Annotated in this window: 14 protein-coding genes; 6 read left to right on the forward strand and 8 right to left on the reverse strand. The window is 50.9% G+C overall.

The features are described 5' to 3' along the window. Positions 1–4: 4 nt before the first annotated feature. The 3 genes from parE to ATL39_RS14325 are packed head-to-tail and all read left to right on the forward strand — an operon-like array spanning position 5 to position 4,959. A complete protein-coding gene (gene parE, locus ATL39_RS14315) occupies positions 5–1,981 on the forward strand; it encodes a DNA topoisomerase IV subunit B (protein WP_281270897.1) in 1,977 nt (658 codons plus the stop codon). Beyond that, a complete protein-coding gene (gene parC, locus ATL39_RS14320; protein ID WP_120194054.1) occupies positions 1,978–4,419 on the forward strand; it encodes a DNA topoisomerase IV subunit A in 2,442 nt (813 codons plus the stop codon). Before parE ends, parC begins: the two co-directional genes overlap by 4 nt. A gap of 33 nt (positions 4,420–4,452) precedes the next feature. Continuing rightward, entirely contained in the window at positions 4,453–4,959 is a 507-nt protein-coding gene (locus ATL39_RS14325) for a metal-dependent hydrolase (protein ID WP_120194055.1), read from the forward strand. A gap of 700 nt (positions 4,960–5,659) precedes the next feature. Here the strand turns inward: ATL39_RS14325 and ATL39_RS14330 are convergent. The 8 genes from ATL39_RS14330 to ATL39_RS14365 form a co-directional block, all read right to left on the reverse strand. Beyond that, positions 5,660–6,697 (reverse strand): WD40/YVTN/BNR-like repeat-containing protein, encoded by a 1,038-nt coding sequence (locus ATL39_RS14330; RefSeq protein ID WP_120194056.1) that lies wholly within the window; start codon positions 6,695–6,697, stop codon positions 5,660–5,662. A gap of 34 nt (positions 6,698–6,731) precedes the next feature. Further along, positions 6,732–8,255, reverse strand: coding sequence for an acyl-CoA carboxylase subunit beta (locus tag ATL39_RS14335; RefSeq protein ID WP_120194057.1), 1,524 nt, complete (start codon positions 8,253–8,255; stop codon positions 6,732–6,734). A gap of 23 nt (positions 8,256–8,278) precedes the next feature. Continuing rightward, positions 8,279–9,421 carry an acyl-CoA dehydrogenase family protein gene (locus tag ATL39_RS14340; protein ID WP_120194058.1) on the reverse strand — a complete coding sequence of 381 codons (1,143 nt, stop codon included), beginning with the start codon at positions 9,419–9,421 and terminating at the stop codon, positions 8,279–8,281. A gap of 54 nt (positions 9,422–9,475) precedes the next feature. Then, entirely contained in the window at positions 9,476–10,258 is a 783-nt protein-coding gene (locus ATL39_RS14345) for an enoyl-CoA hydratase (protein ID WP_120194059.1), read from the reverse strand. A 24-nt stretch (positions 10,259–10,282) separates the two neighbouring features. Beyond that, positions 10,283–10,495 carry an acetyl-CoA carboxylase biotin carboxyl carrier protein subunit gene (locus ATL39_RS14350; RefSeq protein ID WP_120194060.1) on the reverse strand — a complete coding sequence of 71 codons (213 nt, stop codon included), beginning with the start codon at positions 10,493–10,495 and terminating at the stop codon, positions 10,283–10,285. A 221-nt stretch (positions 10,496–10,716) separates the two neighbouring features. After that, positions 10,717–12,663 carry an aconitate hydratase gene (locus tag ATL39_RS14355; protein ID WP_120194061.1) on the reverse strand — a complete coding sequence of 649 codons (1,947 nt, stop codon included), beginning with the start codon at positions 12,661–12,663 and terminating at the stop codon, positions 10,717–10,719. A gap of 113 nt (positions 12,664–12,776) precedes the next feature. Then, positions 12,777–13,652 carry an aminoglycoside 6-adenylyltransferase gene (locus ATL39_RS14360; protein WP_120194062.1) on the reverse strand — a complete coding sequence of 292 codons (876 nt, stop codon included), beginning with the start codon at positions 13,650–13,652 and terminating at the stop codon, positions 12,777–12,779. Between the two features lie 19 nt (positions 13,653–13,671). After that, the gene (locus tag ATL39_RS14365; protein WP_170146942.1) at positions 13,672–15,393 is read right to left on the reverse strand and encodes a sigma-54-dependent Fis family transcriptional regulator; all 1,722 of its coding nucleotides are present in this window, start codon (positions 15,391–15,393) and stop codon (positions 13,672–13,674) included. A 227-nt stretch (positions 15,394–15,620) separates the two neighbouring features. On the opposite strand from ATL39_RS14365, the gene ATL39_RS14370 reads away from it, so the two are divergent. The 3 genes from ATL39_RS14370 to pdxA are packed head-to-tail and all read left to right on the forward strand — an operon-like array spanning position 15,621 to position 19,028. Then, positions 15,621–16,727: a 2-keto-3-deoxygluconate permease gene (locus ATL39_RS14370; RefSeq protein WP_120194064.1), complete on the forward strand. Its 1,107-nt coding sequence runs from the start codon at positions 15,621–15,623 to the stop codon at positions 16,725–16,727. Then, positions 16,696–18,036, forward strand: a complete 1,341-nt coding sequence (locus ATL39_RS14375; protein ID WP_120194065.1) for a four-carbon acid sugar kinase family protein — start codon at positions 16,696–16,698, stop codon at positions 18,034–18,036. Before ATL39_RS14370 ends, ATL39_RS14375 begins: the two co-directional genes overlap by 32 nt. After that, a complete protein-coding gene (pdxA, locus tag ATL39_RS14380) occupies positions 18,033–19,028 on the forward strand; it encodes a 4-hydroxythreonine-4-phosphate dehydrogenase PdxA (RefSeq protein ID WP_120194066.1) in 996 nt (331 codons plus the stop codon). Before ATL39_RS14375 ends, pdxA begins: the two co-directional genes overlap by 4 nt. Positions 19,029–19,055: the final 27 nt, after the last annotated feature.

The raw sequence follows: 19,055 nt of genomic DNA on the forward strand, positions 1-19,055 counted from the left end.
TTTTTTGGCAGCAAAGGGAACATACCAATATAACGACGAATCCATTCAGGTCCTCGAAGGCCTTGAAGCGGTTCGCAAACGCCCCGGCATGTATATCGGAAGCACCGATAGCCGGGGACTTCATCATCTTGTTTTTGAAATTGTTGACAATGCCGTCGATGAAGCACTCGGCGGATATGGAAAAAACATTCAGGTCGTTCTGCATAAAGACAACAGCGTAAGCGTCTCTGATGCCGGCAGGGGAATGCCTACCGGTATGCACCAGACGGGAAAGCCAACGCCGGAAGTTATCCTGACGGTTCTTCATGCCGGCGGGAAGTTCGGCCAGGGCGGTTATGCAACAAGCGGAGGACTCCATGGCGTGGGGGCCTCTGTAGTGAACGCCTTGTCCGAATCACTTGATGTTATGATCGACCGCGATGGCGAGAGCTTCCAGCAGTCCTTCCGGGACGGCGGTAAGCCGGTCACAGGTCTCGTAAAAAAAGGAACCACCAAAAAAACAGGTACAACGATCCGCTTTAAACCGGATCCGGCGATTTTTAACCATACCGTGTTTCAATACGACACATTAGCCGAACGCCTTCGGGAAGCAGCCTTTCTTTTGGGCGGAGTAACGATTGGTCTCCGCGATGAACGTCAGAAGGAAGTTGTGACCGATACGTTTTTATTTGATACAGGAATTAAAGCATTCGTGGAATACTTGAACGAGGACAAGGAAACCCTTCATCCGGTCGTTTTCTTTGAAGGCGTCAATCAGGAGATTGAGGTGGAAACAGCCTTTCAATTTAATGATGCCTATACCGAAACCACGCTGTCGTTTGTGAACAACGTGCGTACAAGAGACGGAGGCACCCATGAGTCCGGAGCCAGATCGGCGCTCACCCGGATTGTAAATGAATATGCCAGAAAGACCGGCCTGCTAAAAGAAAAAGATAAAAACCTTGACGGGTCAGACATCCGTGAGGGCTTTACGTCGGTTATTTCAATACGGGTGCCGGAAGAAAAGCTGCAGTTTGAAGGCCAGACGAAAAGCAAACTCGGCACACCGGATGCACGTTCTGCTGTAGAGCAGGTTCTTGCCGAGAAACTGACCTACTTTTTTGAAGAAAACCCGACTGTCAGCCAGATGCTGATAAAAAAGGCTGTCAAGGCGTCCCAGGCAAGAGAAGCGGCACGCCGTGCCCGGGAAGAAGCCAGAAACGGCAAGAAAAACCGGAAAAAAGACGTGCTTCTCAGCGGAAAGCTGACTCCGGCCCAGTCCAAAAATCCGGACCGCAATGAGCTGTACCTGGTCGAGGGGGATTCGGCCGGCGGTTCAGCGAAGCAGGGACGGGACCGGAAATTTCAGGCGGTCCTTCCCCTCCGCGGAAAGGTCATCAATACGGAAAAAGCCCGTATAGACGACATTATGAAAAACGAAGAGATCCGCACGATTATTTATGCTCTCGGCGCGGGAGTCGGTGCGGACTTTGTTCTCGAAGAGCGCAACTACGATAAAGTCGTGATTATGACCGATGCCGATACGGACGGTGCCCATATTCAGGTGCTGCTGCTGACGTTTTTTTACCGGTACATGCGGGAGCTTATTTCCTCCGGCAAGGTCTATATTGCCCTGCCGCCGCTGTATAAGATAAGCAAAGGCTCCGGCAAGAAAGAAAAAACAGAATATGCCTGGGATGAAGAAGGCATGCAGGAAGCAATGAAAAAGATCGGCAAAGGCTATATCATTCAGCGCTATAAGGGTCTCGGGGAAATGGACGCGACCCAGCTGTGGGAAACGACAATGAATCCCGAGTCCCGTACGCTGATCCGGGTGACGATTGAAGATCTTGCCCGGGCCGACAAGCGCGTCAGCGTGTTGATGGGCGATAAAGTCGAACCCCGCCGGAAGTGGATTGAGTCGAATGTGGCCTTTGGGCTGGAGGAAGACAGCAACATTCTGGAAAACGAAAACCTTCACCTGGAGGATGAATACGAATGACGCAGACAGAGAAATTTTTAGACTTACCGCTTGAAGATGTTATCGGCGACCGCTTCGGCCGCTACAGCAAATATATTATCCAGGAGCGGGCCCTGCCTGACGCCCGGGATGGTCTGAAGCCGGTACAACGCCGGATTTTATACGCGATGTACCACGAAGGCAATACGTTTGAAAAACCGTTCCGTAAAGCCGCTAAAACGGTAGGTAACGTAATTGGTAACTACCATCCGCACGGGGACAGCTCCGTGTATGAAGCGATGGTACGCATGAGCCAGGACTGGAAGGTCCGCAATGCGCTTGTGCAGATGCACGGCAACAACGGTTCGGTGGACGGAGACCCGCCCGCCGCGATGCGTTATACCGAGGCACGGCTGTCGGCACTTTCTGCCGAGCTTCTCCGTGATATTGAAAAAAGCACGGTCGAATATATTCCAAACTTCGATGATTCCCAGGAGGAGCCGGTCGTTCTGCCGGCGATGTACCCGAACCTTCTGGTTAATGGCTCCACCGGTATCAGTGCCGGGTATGCTACCGATATTCCTCCGCATCAGCTCGGAGAAGTAATTGATGCAGCCTTAATGATGATTGATAAGCCGGAAGCGGGCGTCGAGGAACTGATGACGGTATTAAAAGGGCCGGATTTCCCGACCGGCGGCACTATTCAGGGACTAGAAGGCATCCGCAGTGCTTACGAAACCGGTAAAGGAAAAGTAATGCTGCGTGCCAATGCAGAAATTGAAGAGCTTCGCGGAGGACGCAAGCAGATCGTTATTACGGAAATCCCCTATGACGTAGTGAAATCTAATCTTGTTAAAAAGATGGACGAAATCCGTTTTGATAAAAAAATCGACGGTATCGCTGAAGTCCGGGATGATACGGACCGGACCGGACTCCGTATTGTGATTGAGCTTAAAAAAGAAGCCGATCCCGAAAACGTACTGACATTTTTATACAAATCCACGGATCTGCAGATTGCCTATCATTTCAATATGGTGGCCATCTATAACCAGACGCCGCAGCTTATGGGACTTAAACCATTGCTATCGGCTTATATCGACCACCAGCGTGAGGTCGTCACCAACCGGTCCCGTCATGAACTCGATAAAGCGGTCAAACGCCAGCATATTGTCGAAGGCCTGATTAAAGCCATATCGATTCTTGATGAAGTGATCGCAGCAATACGGGAATCCAACGATAAGGCGGATGCCAAACGGAACCTGGAAGAAAAGTATTCCTTTACTTCCGAACAGGCCGAAGCGATCGTCAACCTGCAGCTGTACCGTTTAACCAATACCGACATTGTGACGCTTGAAAAAGAAGCAGATGCCCTCCGTAAAGAAATTACGCGTCTGGAAGGTATTCTTAAAAGCGATAAAAAGCTGATGGACGTGATTAAAAAAGAATTAACGCGGATCCGCAAGTTGTATAATGATGAGCGCCTCACAAAAATCGAAGAACATATCCAGGAGCTCAAGGTCGATATGGAGGGAATGATCCCTTCGGAAGACGTTATTATTACAGCAACACAGGAAGGCTATGTGAAACGTACGAGCATCCGCTCCTATTCGGCTTCCAAAGAAGAAAAGCCGGGAATGAAAGAAACCGATGAGCTCCTGTATTTCAGGGAAATGAACACCACGGATACGCTGCTGCTGTTTACAAAACGCGGCCAGTATATATATATGCCGGTTCACCAGCTCTCCGAGATCCGCTGGAAAGACAACGGACAGCATATCGGCAACCTCGTGCAGCTGGAGGCGGGGGATGAGCTGATCAAAGCCCTGCCGATCCGGACGTTTGATACAACAAACGAGCTATTGTTTATTACCAGACAGGGACTCGTGAAAAAAACACCGCTGAATGTGTACAAAGCCCAGCGCTATTCCAAAGCGCTGACGGCAGTTAAGCTTAAAGACGGCGATCAGGTCACAGCAGTCCTTGAGCTGGAACAAGAAACCGATCTATTTTTAGCCAGCTCCTACGGCTACGGCCTGCGTTTTCCAATCGAGGACATTCCTGTGGTCGGTAAACAGGCTGCCGGCGTAAAGGGCATTAATTTAAAAGATGGGGATGAAGTCATTAACGCTCTCCCGGTTACCAATGACACGATGCTGGTTCTTGTGACACAGCGGGGCGCTGTAAAGAAAATGAGCGCCGGTGACTTTGAACAGGCGAAGCGGGCCACAAGGGGACTTGTGATGATCCGCGAGCTCAAATCCAATCCTCATCGGATTATCGGTCTGTACGAAACAAACGGCGGGGAGCAGGAAATTGTTCTCCGGACAGATAAAGGGGTCACACACACCGAGAACCTGAAACGTTTCCGGAAAAACGACCGGTACAGCAGCGGTTCGTTTGTTATTGATGAGAAAAAGCAAGGTATTGTGAAATACGTATGGACACCAGTAGAATATAAATTACTTTCTAGTAAACCGTAATAACATTATGTAAACAAGAGCGGGGCGGACATCATGAAAGCAGCAACACACACCGTAGGCGCCCTCGCTGCAGGATCTGCAGCAGTATATTTGAATTGGGCTCCCCAGGCAGTAGAGCAGGATGTATTCCAGGCAGCAGTTTTTATAGGTTCGCTGATGTTTGGCGGCCTGCTGCCGGACATCTGCCAGCCAAATTCCTGGATGGGAAGACGTCTGAAAGCAACATCCTACATTGTCTTTAAGCTTGTCGGCCACCGGACACTCACGCACAGCCTGGTCGGCACGGCTATTGTATTTATATTGACGGGGCTGATTCCGGGATTAACCGGCACGGTTATGCAGACAGGCATTACCGCAGGCGTGATCAGCCATATTTTACTTGATATGCTGACACCTAAAGGCGTTCATTTATTTTTTCCGGTACGGTATAACGTGAGATTTCCATTCGGGAAGCTGACCGGGTCAAAACCGGGAGAATTTTTGATTTTTATGCTGCTGAGTTTCTTTTTCATTAACGGAATCTGGCGGCTGATTGCATAGCAGAAAACCCTTGATGGCCATATATAAGGCTTTCAGGGGTTTTTTTATTTATGAGCAGTAGTGAGGCGCTGTGAGAGCAAACGAAACCGGATAGACGTACCATTGTCCGGTGTCGATTGATGTGAGAGTAGTTTACAGCAAGTTTTTAACGAGGAAATGATGTAATAAAGCCGTATAGCAGATAATCCAATATGGATGAAATCAACAGTTACCAAAACATGCTATAGAGAGCGCAGTAAAAAATAATTAGAATCAGAAAAGTCTACAGTACGAATAAACGTCTAAATGAAACGGATAAAACGGATAGACCGCAGTTATAAAAAAGAACTAAAATCGCTGCAGTAAATCTGCGATGAAAAGAAAGGCTGCAAGAAATCAAGTAATGAATTTAATCAGAACATGCTGTACGAAAAGAAATAAGAAAAATGCGCACATATACACAGCAAATCTATATATAATATAATAAGTTCACGGATCACAATTTTTCACGCTTCGTCTCATTAATAGTAGTTTACTTAACTAATGATACAGGAATGAAAGCTTTTTATATAACTTCCGATAATATATATTATGTAAACTAGAATAAAAGTAAAACGAATATATGGATGTTGTCCGGTTTTTTGTCCCGCCTATCATGTCTCTTTGCTGCGTGTTTATTTCATTCGATGACCCAGTATTTTTTTGTCATGATGCTGCTTCTTTACTCATGTTTTTCATCGTGACCGGCTATTATTGCAAACCCGGGAATCCTTTTTCCTTTCACAAATTCCGGCCATTCGATTGAAATCTTGTTCCATGTCCGCCCGGCATCATAGGATATATACAACCCAAGATTATTTACTGCGTAAAAGACGCCCGGCCTCGATTCATGTGAAGCCAGCGCAAAATGAGCGGAACCGTCCGCATCCGGTAGTCCTTCATGCACCCGGACCCAGGACCCGCCATTTTCCCGCCGAACTACAATCGTATTTGCTCTCTCGGGATTGTATGCTTCATACGGACTTTTAGACGCAGACGCAACGACCGTGTCTGCATTTGCCGGGTCTACAGCCACACTAATCAGATAGTTATACGGCGCCAGCCCTTCATTTACCGTCTGCCACGTTGTTCCTCCATCGAAACTTTCTGCATATCCCCCGCCTGCGGCTTCATATACCCGTCCAGACACACGCGGATGAACAGCCATCGAGTGACAGTCGTACTGGGAGTGCGGTTTCCTGTCTTCCCAATGTGCCCCTTTATCTTCGCTTTTCATAACGCCCCCGAGCTCGATTCCAACAAAAATTCGATGTTCATTATGATGGTCCGGCTGAATCCAGCGGACATGATGTGTATGCGGACGCGGCGGAAAACTCCAGCTCGGCCTGGACGGGAGATCCAGCAGCGACGGACAATCCGTCCATGTGTTTCCGCCATCTTCAGAACGAAACAATCCGCTTGGTTCTGTACCGGCCCACACCACACTCAGATCGTTTTTAACTTCTATCGGACTGACCGCAACGCTCATTATCCGTTTATGAGTGATACCGGCACCGGCAGGCTCCCATGTATCACCGTTGTCACAGCTGAGCCAGAGCCCGTCGTTAAATGTTCCTCCATACAGCCGGCCCGGCCGATTCGGATCTGCGGCCAGACATAAAAATGTATTCGGCGTTATTTTTTCATTTAATGTCCATTCCTGCTGTTCTTTTTTCACTTCCAAAATAGATCTTCCGGCTGAAAAATAAACAATCTCCATAGTACTCACCACCTTTATCTAATGAACTCCCATTTCACACCGGATATACCCCGTGTTTACGGTCGGTGAAGGTTGTTTGTTTGGCCTGGTACACGCTGAATCTGGAAATGAGTTCGGCTCTAAGTGTATCCGGCTCAATTACCGCATCAACTACGAGGTCGGATGCCAGCCGGTAAATATCGATGTTCTGCTTGTATTCTTCTCGTTTTTCCTTTAAAAAAGCCGGGCGATCTTCTTCAGCAAGTTCCTGTATTTTATTGGCATACACTGCATTAACGGCGGCTTCCGGTCCCATCACAGCGATCTGTGCCTGCGGAAATGCCAGGCAGCAGTCCGGCTCAAAGGCAGGACCGGTCATCGCATACAACCCCGCTCCATAGGCTTTACGCACAATAACGGATATTTTAGGAACCGTCGCTTCAGCCATGGCAGCAATCATTTTTGCACCGTGGCGGATAATACCCGCCCGCTCGACTTTGCTGCCAATCATGAAGCCGGGAATATCAGCCAGGAACAAAAGCGGTATGCCAAAGGCGTCGCAGAGCGCGATAAATTTAGCGGCTTTGTCTGCTGAATCCTGAAACAGCACCCCGCCTTTTACTTTAGGCTGGTTGGCTACAATTCCTACTGTTTTTCCGTCAATACGGGCAAGCACGGTAATCAGCTCGGGCGCAAACATCTTTTTCACATCAAACATCGAATCTTTGTCCACCAGGCGCTCCAGCAGATCATATATATTAAAAGGCGCATTTTGGTTCGCTGGGATCATGGCTTCGATCGACTCCTTCACCGCCGGCTCCTTCCCGGCAGGAGATTCGGGAGGCGTAGAGCCGTAATAAGACGGAAAATAGGTCAGGTAGTCCCTGGTCTGAGCGATGGCTTCCTTCTCATCAGCGGCCAACACGTCTCCACATCCGGACACCGAGCAGTGCATCTCCGCTCCACCCATTTCTTCGAGGCTTACTTTTTCTCCTATGACCATTTCTGCCATCCGCGGCGACCCGAGATACATCGACGCGTTTCCTTTTACCATAATAACTAGATCACAGAATGCCGGAATATATGCACCTCCCGCAGCCGACGGCCCGAACAAGAGGCATACCTGAGGCACTTTCCCGGATAGCTTCACCTGGTTGTAAAAAATCCGTCCGGCTCCTCTTCTTCCCGGAAACATCTCGATCTGATCGGTAATCCGCGCGCCGGCAGAATCTACTAAGTACAGCATCGGCAGACGCAGCCGGTCCGCTGTTTCCTGGATACGGATGATTTTTTCCACCGTCCTGGCTCCCCATGAACCTGCTTTGACCGTTGAGTCATTAGCCATAAAACAAACATCGCGGCCGTTTATTTTCCCTGTGCCCGTTATCACCCCATCAGCCGGCAGGGACTCCGACTCGTAGTTGGCAAATTTTCCGTCTTCTAACTGCTGTCCGTCATCCAACAGCAGAGCCAGACGCTCTCTGACAAACAGTTTACCTTTTTCGGTATTGGCGTTATGGTACTTTTCCTGACCGCCTTCTTCAATTTTCTGTTCTTTTTGCTGGTGCCTGCTTTTCATGACTGCCTCCTTTTCTCCGGTCCTCAGCACCCGAGCTGCCGGGCGATAACAAGCCGCTGGATTTCTGAAGTTCCTTCGCCAATCTCCATCAGCTTCGTATCCCGAAGCATGCGTTCAATGCCGTATTCTCTCATGTAGCCGTAGCCGCCGTGGATCTGCAGTGACTGGTTGCACGTTCTGGACGCCATTTCGGACGCAAACAGCTTGGCGTAGGCTGCTTCTTTCGTAAATGGCTTGTTATGATCTTTCAGCCAGGCGGCTTTACGAACCATATTCTGTGCCAGCTCAATCTCCATCGCCATATCCGCTAATTTAAACTGAATCGCCTGAAACGACGAAATTTCTGTCCCAAACTGCCTGCGTTCGTGAGAATACTGCAGGGCCTTTTCAAAAGCGCCCCGTGCAATACCGACAGCGAGGGCTGCGATCGAAATACGGCCTCCATCCAGCGTATGCAGAAACTGCTTAAAACCCTTCGCCGGATCACCAAGCAGGTTGCCTGCAGGCACTCTGACATCATCGAGTATCAGCTCACACGTATTGGAGCCGCGGACTCCCATTTTGTTGTAAGGGCTCGAAATCGTAAATCCATCCGCATCCGGCGGCACGATAATAGCGGAGATAATATTCCGCCCGCGTTCATCTTTTCCTGTAACCGCAGTAACAATGATCGTGCGCGCGTACTGGGCGTTGGTGATCCAGCACTTCTCCCCGTTAATCCGGTATTCTCCATTTTCCAGCACCGCAGTCGTTCGCGTACCGCCTGCATCGGAGCCGGCGTTTGGTTCGGTCAGCCCGAATGCCCCAAGTGTCTCTCCTTTGGCGAGCGGAATCAGGTAGTCCTGCTTCTGCTGTTCCGTACCGTAGTAATAGATCGGAGCCGCTCCGAGCGATACGGCTGCCGCGTAGCTAAGCCCTGTACTGCCGCAGGCTTTGCCTATTTCTTCAACGGCGAGCGTATAGGAAATGGTATCCCCTCCGGATCCACCGTAGTCTTCTGGAAACGGGATACCCATCAGACCGAGTTTCCCCATTTCTAAAAACGTCTCTACCGGAAAAGCCGCCTGCACATCTACTTCCTCCGCCCGGGGAGCAATTACTTCCGTGGCAAAATCGCGGGCGAGAGCGGCCACCATCTTCTGCTCCTCTGTTAACTCAAAGTTCATCAGAATTCCTCCTTTCTATAAAGCACCTTATTCGCCAGCCTGCTGACTGGGCAGCTACCTGCCTTTGTAAACAGGAGAGCGCTTTTCCCGAAAAGCGTTCAGCCCCTCCCGGCGGTCTTCGGTCCAAAGCGTGGCATGATACGCCTCCTGTTCTATTTTTAGGCCGGATGGCAGGTCGATATCAGCTCCAGCGTTCATCGCGGCTTTTGCCTGTTTTACTGCAATCGGCGCATTCCGGCAGATCCGCTCTGACATTTCTGCCGTTTTTTCTGCCAGTGCGGAAGCGGGCACAACATGTTCGACGAGACCGATTGCTAATGCGTCCGCTGCGCTTATTTTTTCAGCGGTAAAAATAAGTTCTTTTGCCCGGGCCATTCCGATGGCACGCGGCAGTCTCTGGGTGCCGCCTGCTCCCGGGATAATGCCGAGGGAGGTTTCGGTCAGGCCGGTTTTGATGTGATCGGCCGCTATCCGGATGTCACAGGCGAGGGCAAGTTCGAGGCCGCCGCCAAAGGCGCTTCCGTTCATCATGGCAAGCGTCGGCTGCGGCATTCCTGCCAGACGGGCGACCACTGACCCGATAAGCGCCACCACATCTTTCGTTTCCGCCGGCGTCATCTGCGCCCTTTCTTTCAGATCCGCTCCGGCACAAAACGCTTTATCGCCTTTACCGGTGAGTATCACACAGCGCACGTCCGGCTGAACGGCCAGCTCGTCCATTATTGCGGTAAGGGCGTGGAGCAGTTCAATCGATAAGGCATTGGCGGCTTCGGGGCGCTGCAGCGTTATAGTCGCTGTCCCGTTTGGATCGATCACCCGGGTCACTGGTTCCGGCATTCTGCCATTCCTCCTTCGGCTGCTTTATTCAAGCTCCAGAATAATATCGCCTTCTTCTACAAAGTCACCTTCTTTTTTGTGAATCATGTGCACCCTGCCGCTTTCGGTAGACTCCATCGGTATTTCCATTTTCATAGACTCCAGTATGGCGATTTCCTGTCCTGTCGCTACGTTTTCGCCGACCGTGGTGGTAATTTTCCAGATGCTTCCTGACATGTCTGCTTTGACTTGTTTCATTGCAGGCCTCCTGTGTAGATAATTATAATTAAAGCGCTTTCAAAAATCTGTACAGTAACACTGCCGCTGAACTTTCGTTCTATGGCTGTCTGTATAGCTAATAGTTCGGCACATGCGGGTTGGATTCCTGTTTTTGTTACCATGTTTTTTCCTGATGGCTGCTTCATTACAAAAAAAAGACACCGGCCCGGGGTGTTCAGCCCGGGCCGGTGTCAGTCACGTTAATGCTGGGTTTCGCCTTTTTTGATCCAGTTGATCATACCGCCGTCCAGCATAATTTCAATCTGCCTGCCGGACATAGCATGCTCTACTTCTATCGTGGATTTCCCTTTGATTTCTGCTGTCAGAACTGAAGATTCCTGCAGCGAGCGGCGGATGTCTTTAAAAACAATCACGTCGTCCTGTTCAATCAGGTCATAATCAGACTCGTTCACAAAAGTGAGCGGAAGAACGCCGAAATTGACAAGGTTCTGCCAGTGAATCCGGGCAAAATCCTTTACGATTGCAGCACGCAGTCCCAGATACCTCGGCGCCAGAGCCGCATGTTCCCGGCTCGATCCCTGCCCGTAGTTGCTTCCGCCTATTACAGCATGACCGCCCTGGTCTCTGGATTCCATGGCCCGCTTATAGTAGGACTCATCCAGCTTTTCAAAGGTGAATTTGCTGATTTCAGGCAGATTGCTTCGAAATGGCAGTACCCGGCCGCCGCCTGCCAGTATTTCATCGGTGGAGACATCGTCCCCCGTCTTAAAGCCGACGGTTACCTCCAGTTCATCCGGAAGGGCATCAAATTCCGGAATAGCTTCAATATTCGGCCCTTTGGATAAGCGGATTTCTTTGGCTTCTTCAAAAGGATACGGATGCATCAACAGTTCGTTGTTAATCGCAGGCTTTGGAATATCTATCTGCGGGTATTCCATATCAAGCTCTCTTGGATCGGTGATTTTCCCGGTAAGTGCTGAGGCAGCCGCTGTTTCCGGACTGCATAGAAATACGCTGTCATCCAGCGTGCCGGAGCGGCCCGGGAAGTTTCTTGGCACGGTGCGCAGGCTGTTCTTTCCCGAAGCCGGTGCCTGTCCCATGCCGATACAGCCATTACAGCCCGCCTGATGAAGCCTGGCGCCTGCATCAATTAAATGGGAGAGGTTGCCGGTGTTAATTAAGTCAGAAAGCGTTTCCCGGGAAGACGGGTTAATATCGAGCGAGACGCCGGGCGCAATCGACCGCCCTTTCATCATCTGCGCCACAATCGCAAAGTCCCTGTAGCCCGGATTTGCCGAGGAGCCGATATACGACTGGTAAATAGGCTCTCCGGCTGCCTCACGGACAGTTACCACATTGCCGGGACTTGACGGCCTGGCAATCATCGGCTCCAGCTCGGACAAGTTGATTTCTTCGTGCTCCTCATAGGAGGCATCCTCATCCGCTGACAGCTCGATCCAGTCCTCTCCCCGTTCCTCCATCTCCAGGAAATGACGAACCTGCTCATCGGATGGAAATACAGAGGTGGTGGCGCCGAGTTCTGCTCCCATGTTTGCAATGACGTGCCGGTCCATAGCGGTTAGATCCGCAAGAGCGGGCCCGTAGTATTCAATTACTTTTCCAACTCCGCCCTTTACGCCGTGGCGGCGCAGCAGCTCCAGGATAATATCTTTAGCGCTTACCCATTCCGGGAGCTTCCCGGTAAGCTTCACGCCCCATACTTTCGGCATTTTTACGTATATCGGCTCGCCGGCGGCCGCCATGGCGACTTCAATACCGCCCGCTCCCATGGCAAACATGCCCAGAGACCCGGCCGCACAGGTGTGGCTGTCTGAACCAAGCAGTGTTTTTCCGGGCTTGCCGAGCCGCTGCATATGAACGGGGTGGCTTACCCCGTTGCCCGGCTTGCTGTAATAAATACCAAACCGCTGGGCAGCACTTTGGAGAAACAGATGGTCATCCGGATTTTTGTAATCTTCCTGGATCAGGTTGTGATCCACATACTGGGCGGAGACCTCTGTTTTAACACGGTCAATGCCCATCGCTTCCAGTTCCAGCATAACAAGTGTGCCGGTGGCGTCCTGGGTGAGCGTCTGGTCTATTTTTAATCCAATTTCTTCCCCTGCCTTCATCTCACCGGATAAAAGATGGACCCCAAGCAGTTTCTGCGTCACGTTTTTTCCCATTTTTTTCGTCCCCCTTGATTATAGAATATTCGGACAATAATTCTGGTAAAAAAGCGGGGCACTTATAACCCCTCTTCTATCTTTCGTACCCTAATTGGTTTTGACGAAAACCATTACAGATGCAGATTCCATTTACTCGTATTCTGTGGAAGCTGGTGAAGGTGCTGCAGATACCGGTACACGTTTTGCGCCTCCTCAGCGGAAACTTCCAACTCCAGCAGATCTGCTGTATGAAGCGTTATGTCTAAGAATAAATCACTCATGTGAAATACAGCCTCCCATATCGGGGCAACGGCCGCTTCCGGAAAAGTGTCCTGCAGACGCTTCCAGATATCGCCGCTGACGTACAGCGGAAGATGTTTATAGCTTTTTCCGATATTAATAGGAAAGGAATGCGAGGCGCCGGCATACCAGGTGGTCATTCTCAGAAGCATCTCCCGCATAACAGCGAGATGGTCCATCGCATAAAGAACTTCGCTGCGCCAGGCTCCTTTGGCGGCATATGTGGACACCCACCAAAACTCATTGCAGCAGTCCCGGAAGGCTTGCCGATCAGGCGTCTGCACGTAATGAGTCTGCTCTGACGGAGGAGGAAGAGCCGGAAACAGGGCATCTTTATCCAGCAGAACAACCGTGAGGCTGTCTTCATTGATGTAATCGGTAACGCCTGCTTTCAGAAGCAGAGTCAGGTCGATCCGGATGCCGTCTGTAAACAGCATGAGAAAAGCAAATTTATGACGGCGCCCCGATCCTCCATTCATTTCGTCCGGCGTCTGCATAATTAACAGATCCCCGAATTCCTGCAGCCACTCCCGCTGCCTGATAAATGGTTCCAGATCGTTGACTACATACACGACGTCAAAATCCTGAAGCAGGTCCTGCCTGCTCGTTGGATTGACTCTCGATCCATTCAGGCAGGCGGCTCTTACTGCCGGATCTGCCTGCGCTTTTTTAAAAAGAAGGGTAATCATCTCTTCCTGATTTCTCATTTCCAGCGCCTCCCTCCGTTTATTCAGCCTCCGCTTCCTTCAGCCTCCGCCACAGCGTGGAACGATTAATTCCAAGCCGTTTAGCCGCCGTGCTCTGGTTGTAGTTCTCCTGCTTGACGACCCGCATAATAATGTCGAGTTCCATTTCCTTTAACGACCTGGATAAATCGATGGTTTCTTTTATACCATTTCGATGCACGGGAACCGTATCCTCTTTTTCCAGATAAACGGCCGTGGAGTTTGCAACCGCCCGCTCAATAGCATCGGAAAGCTCCGAGAGATTATGTTCCCACGCCTGTTTTTTCCAATAGGCAAGCAGCCTGCTGCCAATTCCCACCACCTGTTTGCCGTATTTAACGTTAGAAAGGGAAATAAACAGCCTCGCATAGTCTTCGAGATGGTCGATGCGTTCTTTCAGCGGCGGCAGCGTTACGCTTTTTAGAAAAGCAGGCACATCCGCCCCGGGCCTTTGTTCACTGACAAAGAAAATCAGTGCGCTTGCACGGGAGGCCGCTTCCCAAAGACGCTCTCTCTCCGGCGCAGCCAGGGTTTCCCAGCCCTTAATGTAATAAGTTCCTTTGGAAGCCGAAAGCAGTTTCTCCAGCTGCGTGAGCGTCTGCGTGTGAATGGAGCTTTTTAGCGTAACGCGCCAGATATCATGGGAATAACTGTGCCTGTGCTGATGCATCGCATAGGCCAGTGATTTTTTCCCAGTACCGGGCGCCCCGTTCAGCAAAAACGTAGAAGCGTCGGCTTCGTGTTTGCAGTACTCAATTACTTTTTTTAAGCTGGGATCGGTCTCGCTCAGCTGGGTAAAAGAAATCATTTCCGTTCGGAATGGCTGCACGGACAGGCCGTCCCGGTCGAGGGCGTAACGGCTCTCTTCGATGCATTTCACAAGGTAATGGGGTTGTTCCTGCACGTCGAGGCTCGTGCCCTCAATAATAATCTGCCGTCCCTGCGCTTCTGTTTTTTCCTGTATAAACGGTTTTCCGATAGACTGCAGCAGCAGCTGATTGATGGGAGGCTCGAGCTCCTGGATGTATTCCTGTTCTTTGAACATATTGGCAAAAGCCGGATTCATATAGCGGACTCTGCCCGTTTTTTCAAATAAAATCACGCCGTCGGATAACGTGTGCATCATCGATTGATAGGCCGCCGTTTCCTGTTTGTTTTTTAAAAGAACATGCCCGATCTGCCTGGCCTGCTGAATAGCCTGGGCGACCGACTCCTTCCCGGATGTGATCATAATTCCCTTGAGCCCGAATTTCTCCGCAAAGCTCATCGTAACCGCATCGCCGATAATTAAGGACGTGCCGGCCTCCCAGGCTGCCTGAACCGCACGCTCTGTTTCCGCTGTCGTATTCACCTGGGTGTAGGGGATCGAAAACGCCAGCAGCTTGGAGACTTCGCTGACTCCGCTGCAGACACTCGGGAATCCAATCACCCGCGCCTGCTCTTTTGTGCCCTTCACAAGAAGCAGCGTCCGCAGAATATCAAAGCCGGACACCTCAATTTCAATCAGAGGCACCGATACGCTTCCTTTAATCGTCTCTGCGGTCAGGCCCCGGCTGACCAGCACATCCACTCCACGCTCCTCGAGCAGGGCAGCCTGCCTCAGCGCATCGACTTCCCGGGTGACACTCACTTCTATTTCAATGCCATCGATTTGAGCGGCCTGATCCAAAACGACATGTTCCAATCCTCTGTATGGAGCTAATATACCAATTTTTACTATCATTTCCATCTCCTTTTAAAAAGTGTTTCATATTTAAACAATAATCGTTATAGTGTTGCATTTTTAAATGGCGGCTGTAACAATCATTATAAGTTTATGAAAGCGTTTGTCAATTCGTGCCGGCCCGTTGATGAGAAGCAGGGTCCCCAGACAAGGAATCGTCAGCTGTACATCCTTGTCGATTATTTAAGCACATTTGTAAGCGTTTACTAAAAAGAGGAGGAACAAGCATGCGAATTAAGAAAACGGTTGAGAAAGTACCAGGAGGATTAATGGTTGTACCTTTAATGCTCGGGGCCTTATTAAATACGATTGATCAGCTGCAGTTAGGTTTTATCGTACAATTTCTCCAGTTTATCGGTGCTCCGGAAACCGAGGAAGGCACCTATGAATTTCTCCGTATCGGCGGTTTCTCCCAGGAGCTGTTTAAAGACGGGGCACTCGTCCTTATTGCACTGTTTCTCTTTTGCGCCGGTTCCCAGATGAATTTAAAAATCGGCGGGAAAGCGTTGAAAAAAGGAGTGCTTCTTACCTCCAGTAAATATGTAGTCGGCCTGTTAATCGGCCTTGCATTCGGCTTCTTCTTTGACCCGATGAACGGTATTCTCGGCCTTTCCACCGTCGCCATTATTGCTGCGATGACGAACGGTAACGGCGGCATGTATGCAGCCCTTACGAGCCAGTATGGAAACCGTTCCGATGTGGGCGGCGTTGCTGTCCTGTCTATCAACGATGGACCGTTCTTTACCATGATGTCGCTCGGTCTGCTTGGGGCCACTTTCCCGTTTGCGACGTTCCTGGCCGTGCTTCTGCCGATTGCGATTGGTATGATCCTCGGCAACCTGGATGAAGATATCCGTTCCTTCTTAAGACCCGGAGAAATTCTTCCTGTACCGTTTTTTGCTTTTGCACTTGGAGCCGGTATGAACTTTGCCCTTTTCTTTAATCCGGAAGTAGTAGGCGCCGGCATCGCCCTTGGCCTGATGACAACCATTCTTACCGGTCTTGGCGGAATTCTCGTATTTAAGCTGTTTAAAGAAAGAAGCTACATTGCCCCGGTCGCCGAAGCTTCCACCGCTGGTAATGCCGTTGGAACTCCAGCTGCCATCGCAGCCGCGGCGGCAACCTCTGCGGCCGGCGGAGCCATGAGCCAGGCCGATGCAGATGCCTATCAGAACCTGGTAAGCCTGGCAACCGCCCAGATTTCCATTTCGGTTATTGTTACTGCAATTCTTTGTCCAGTAGCCGTTATCCTCATCGACCGCTACCAGCGCAAACGCGGTGTGATCGGCACGCGGGAGGATTTTGAAACCGGCGGGAACGACGAAACCAACTAACAGCGAGGTGCTTGCAGTGGAACTATGTATTATTGCCGATGATGTAACCGGCGCAAATGATGCGGGCGTTCAGTGCGCCCGGCACGGCTATACGCCTGCTGTCGCATTGACCGGCCGTCTGACGGATTCCCTGCTCCGGGAACAGGTGTTGATTGTAAATACCGACTCCCGGCCCTTTTACGGCGAACAGGCGTATAATAGAGTACGCAGCGTATCCGATGCTCTTGCTGCCTCTGTACCTAAAGTAGTTTATAAAAAAATCGATTCTACTCTCCGGGGAGCGGTCGGGGCAGAACTCGATGCCGTGTTTGATGCGTTTCAGCCGGATTTTATTGTGGTAAATCCTTCCTACCCGGCCAAACACCGGGTCATAAAGGGAGGGCAGCTGTACGTAAACGATATTCCGCTTCAAGAAGCAGGCTATACGACATTTGCAGGAGAAACAGCCGTTACGTCAAGCGTAGTGGAAATAATTGAAGCCGACAGTAAACGCCGTGCGGTTCATCTCGATGATGATATGCTGTACGGGAACGACCTGCCAGCTGTCCTGACCCAAGAGCAGAATAAGGGCACCGCGTTTCTTTCGTTTGACAGTAGTACCGAAGCAGACCTGCAAAAAGGGATGGAACAGCTCCTGGACTCCGGCTTCTCCATCCTGTTTGCCGGATCGGCAGGGGCGGCATTCTATCTTTTTCCCGAGCCGGGCCGAACGAAGCAGAATCCGGTGTACAGCAGTTTGTTAAAAGATTCGTCTCCCCGGTCGGCGCTGTTTGTTGTCGGAAGCCGTTCGGACATAAGCCGAAAGCAGCGGCAGCTGCTAATGACGGAGCCGGACATTGTGCCGCTCTCGTTATCTCCTTCCTTGTTCTTCGACCAGAAAACCCGGGAGACGGAAATAGAAAAAGTAATCGAACAGATCGTCCATCAGCACCCGTCCTACTCCCTCTTGTATCTGGAGTCGGGCCAAGCAGCAGTGCAGGCGGTCGAATCCCACGCAGACGCTGCCGGCATCAGCCTGCAGGAAGCCTCTCTTTATATGGCAGAACAAATGGGATACATCGTCAGCCGTATTTATGAAAGAATACCGTATGATGCCTTGTTTCTCACCGGCGGTGATATCGCTTCTGCCGTCTGCACTTCCCTTGGCAGCGATTCATTGGAGCTTTACGGGGAATGGGAGCCCGGCATCCCGATCGGCCGGTTAAGAGGCGCTTTTCGTCCTCTCGTTATGACCAAAGCAGGAGGATTCGGAAACGAAGATTCACTCATACAGGCTCTACATTTTTTTCAAGGAGGTACAAATGAATGAACAAACCAATTATTGCTATTACAATGGGCGATGCAGCCGGCGTCGGTCCGGAAATTATCGTCAAGGCCCTGCAGGATGAAACGCTGTACAGCCGCTGCCGTCCTTTCGTCATTGGGGACACTGCGCGTTTGAATCAGGCAGCCGCTCTCTGCGGTCTGTCTGTCAAAGCGGCGTCCATCTCGTCTGTCGCGGACGCCGGATTCACGCCGGGCCTTATCGACTGCCTGCAGGTAGGAGAACTTCCGGAGGGGCTGGCGTTTGGAGAGCTTTCCTACGAAGCTGGAAAACATGCCTATCTTTATGTGGAAAAAGCCGTAGCGCTTGCGGTCAACCAGGAGATAGACAGTATCTGCACGGCGCCGTTAAATAAAGAAGCCATGCAGGGAGCCGGCTACAAGTATCCCGGGCATACGGAAATTCTGGCGGGCCTTACCGGCACAAAAGACTACTCCATGATGCTCTCCGCTCCCAATTTAAAAGTGATTCACCTGACCACCCACCTGGGCCTGCGTGATGCCATTGATGCCATTACGCCGGAGCGGACCTTCAAAGTGCTCTCGTTAGCGCATGAAACGCTCACCAAAGCGGGCATTGCCCATCCGCGGATTGCGGTATGCGGCATTAATCCCCACGCCGGAGAGAACGGTCTCTTCGGCCAGGGGGAAGAAGAAGAAAAGTTAGCGCCGGCCATTGAAAAAGCACAGCAGCAGGGTATGGATGTTGTAGGGCCGTGGCCGGCGGATACGCTCTTTTACCGGGCGGTCCGCGGTGACTTTGATATCGTGGTCGCCTGCTATCACGACCAGGGGCATGCTCCGGTGAAAGTACTCGGCCTCGAAGCCGGTGTTAATATTACCGTCGGATTGAATCACGGCGTAATCCGCACGTCCGTTGATCACGGCACAGCCTTTGACATTGCCGGAAAAAACATCGCCGATCCGAGAAGCCTGCAGGCTGCCCTGCAGTCGGCTATAGAGCTCAGTCCCGTATAAAAAGAAGACCGCCGCATTTGCGGCGGT

This window comes from Sinobaca qinghaiensis (genome assembly GCF_003610495.1).
GTDB classification, from domain to species: Bacteria; Bacillota; Bacilli; order Bacillales; family Marinococcaceae; genus Sinobaca; species Sinobaca qinghaiensis.

Coding starts and splice junctions, on each gene's coding strand:
- ATL39_RS14370 (WP_120194064.1), top strand. CDS start 15,621: ATGCGAATTAAGAAAACGGTTGAGAAAGTACCAGGAGGATTAATGGTT.
- pdxA (WP_120194066.1), top strand. CDS start 18,033: ATGAACAAACCAATTATTGCTATTACAATGGGCGATGCAGCCGGCGTC.
- ATL39_RS14355 (WP_120194061.1), bottom strand. CDS start 12,663: ATGGGAAAAAACGTGACGCAGAAACTGCTTGGGGTCCATCTTTTATCC.
- parC (WP_120194054.1), top strand. CDS start 1,978: ATGACGCAGACAGAGAAATTTTTAGACTTACCGCTTGAAGATGTTATC.
- ATL39_RS14325 (WP_120194055.1), top strand. CDS start 4,453: ATGAAAGCAGCAACACACACCGTAGGCGCCCTCGCTGCAGGATCTGCA.
- ATL39_RS14360 (WP_120194062.1), bottom strand. CDS start 13,652: ATGAGAAATCAGGAAGAGATGATTACCCTTCTTTTTAAAAAAGCGCAG.
- ATL39_RS14365 (WP_170146942.1), bottom strand. CDS start 15,393: ATGATAGTAAAAATTGGTATATTAGCTCCATACAGAGGATTGGAACAT.
- ATL39_RS14350 (WP_120194060.1), bottom strand. CDS start 10,495: ATGAAACAAGTCAAAGCAGACATGTCAGGAAGCATCTGGAAAATTACC.
- ATL39_RS14340 (WP_120194058.1), bottom strand. CDS start 9,421: ATGAACTTTGAGTTAACAGAGGAGCAGAAGATGGTGGCCGCTCTCGCC.
- ATL39_RS14345 (WP_120194059.1), bottom strand. CDS start 10,258: ATGCCGGAACCAGTGACCCGGGTGATCGATCCAAACGGGACAGCGACT.
- ATL39_RS14330 (WP_120194056.1), bottom strand. CDS start 6,697: ATGGAGATTGTTTATTTTTCAGCCGGAAGATCTATTTTGGAAGTGAAA.
- ATL39_RS14335 (WP_120194057.1), bottom strand. CDS start 8,255: ATGAAAAGCAGGCACCAGCAAAAAGAACAGAAAATTGAAGAAGGCGGT.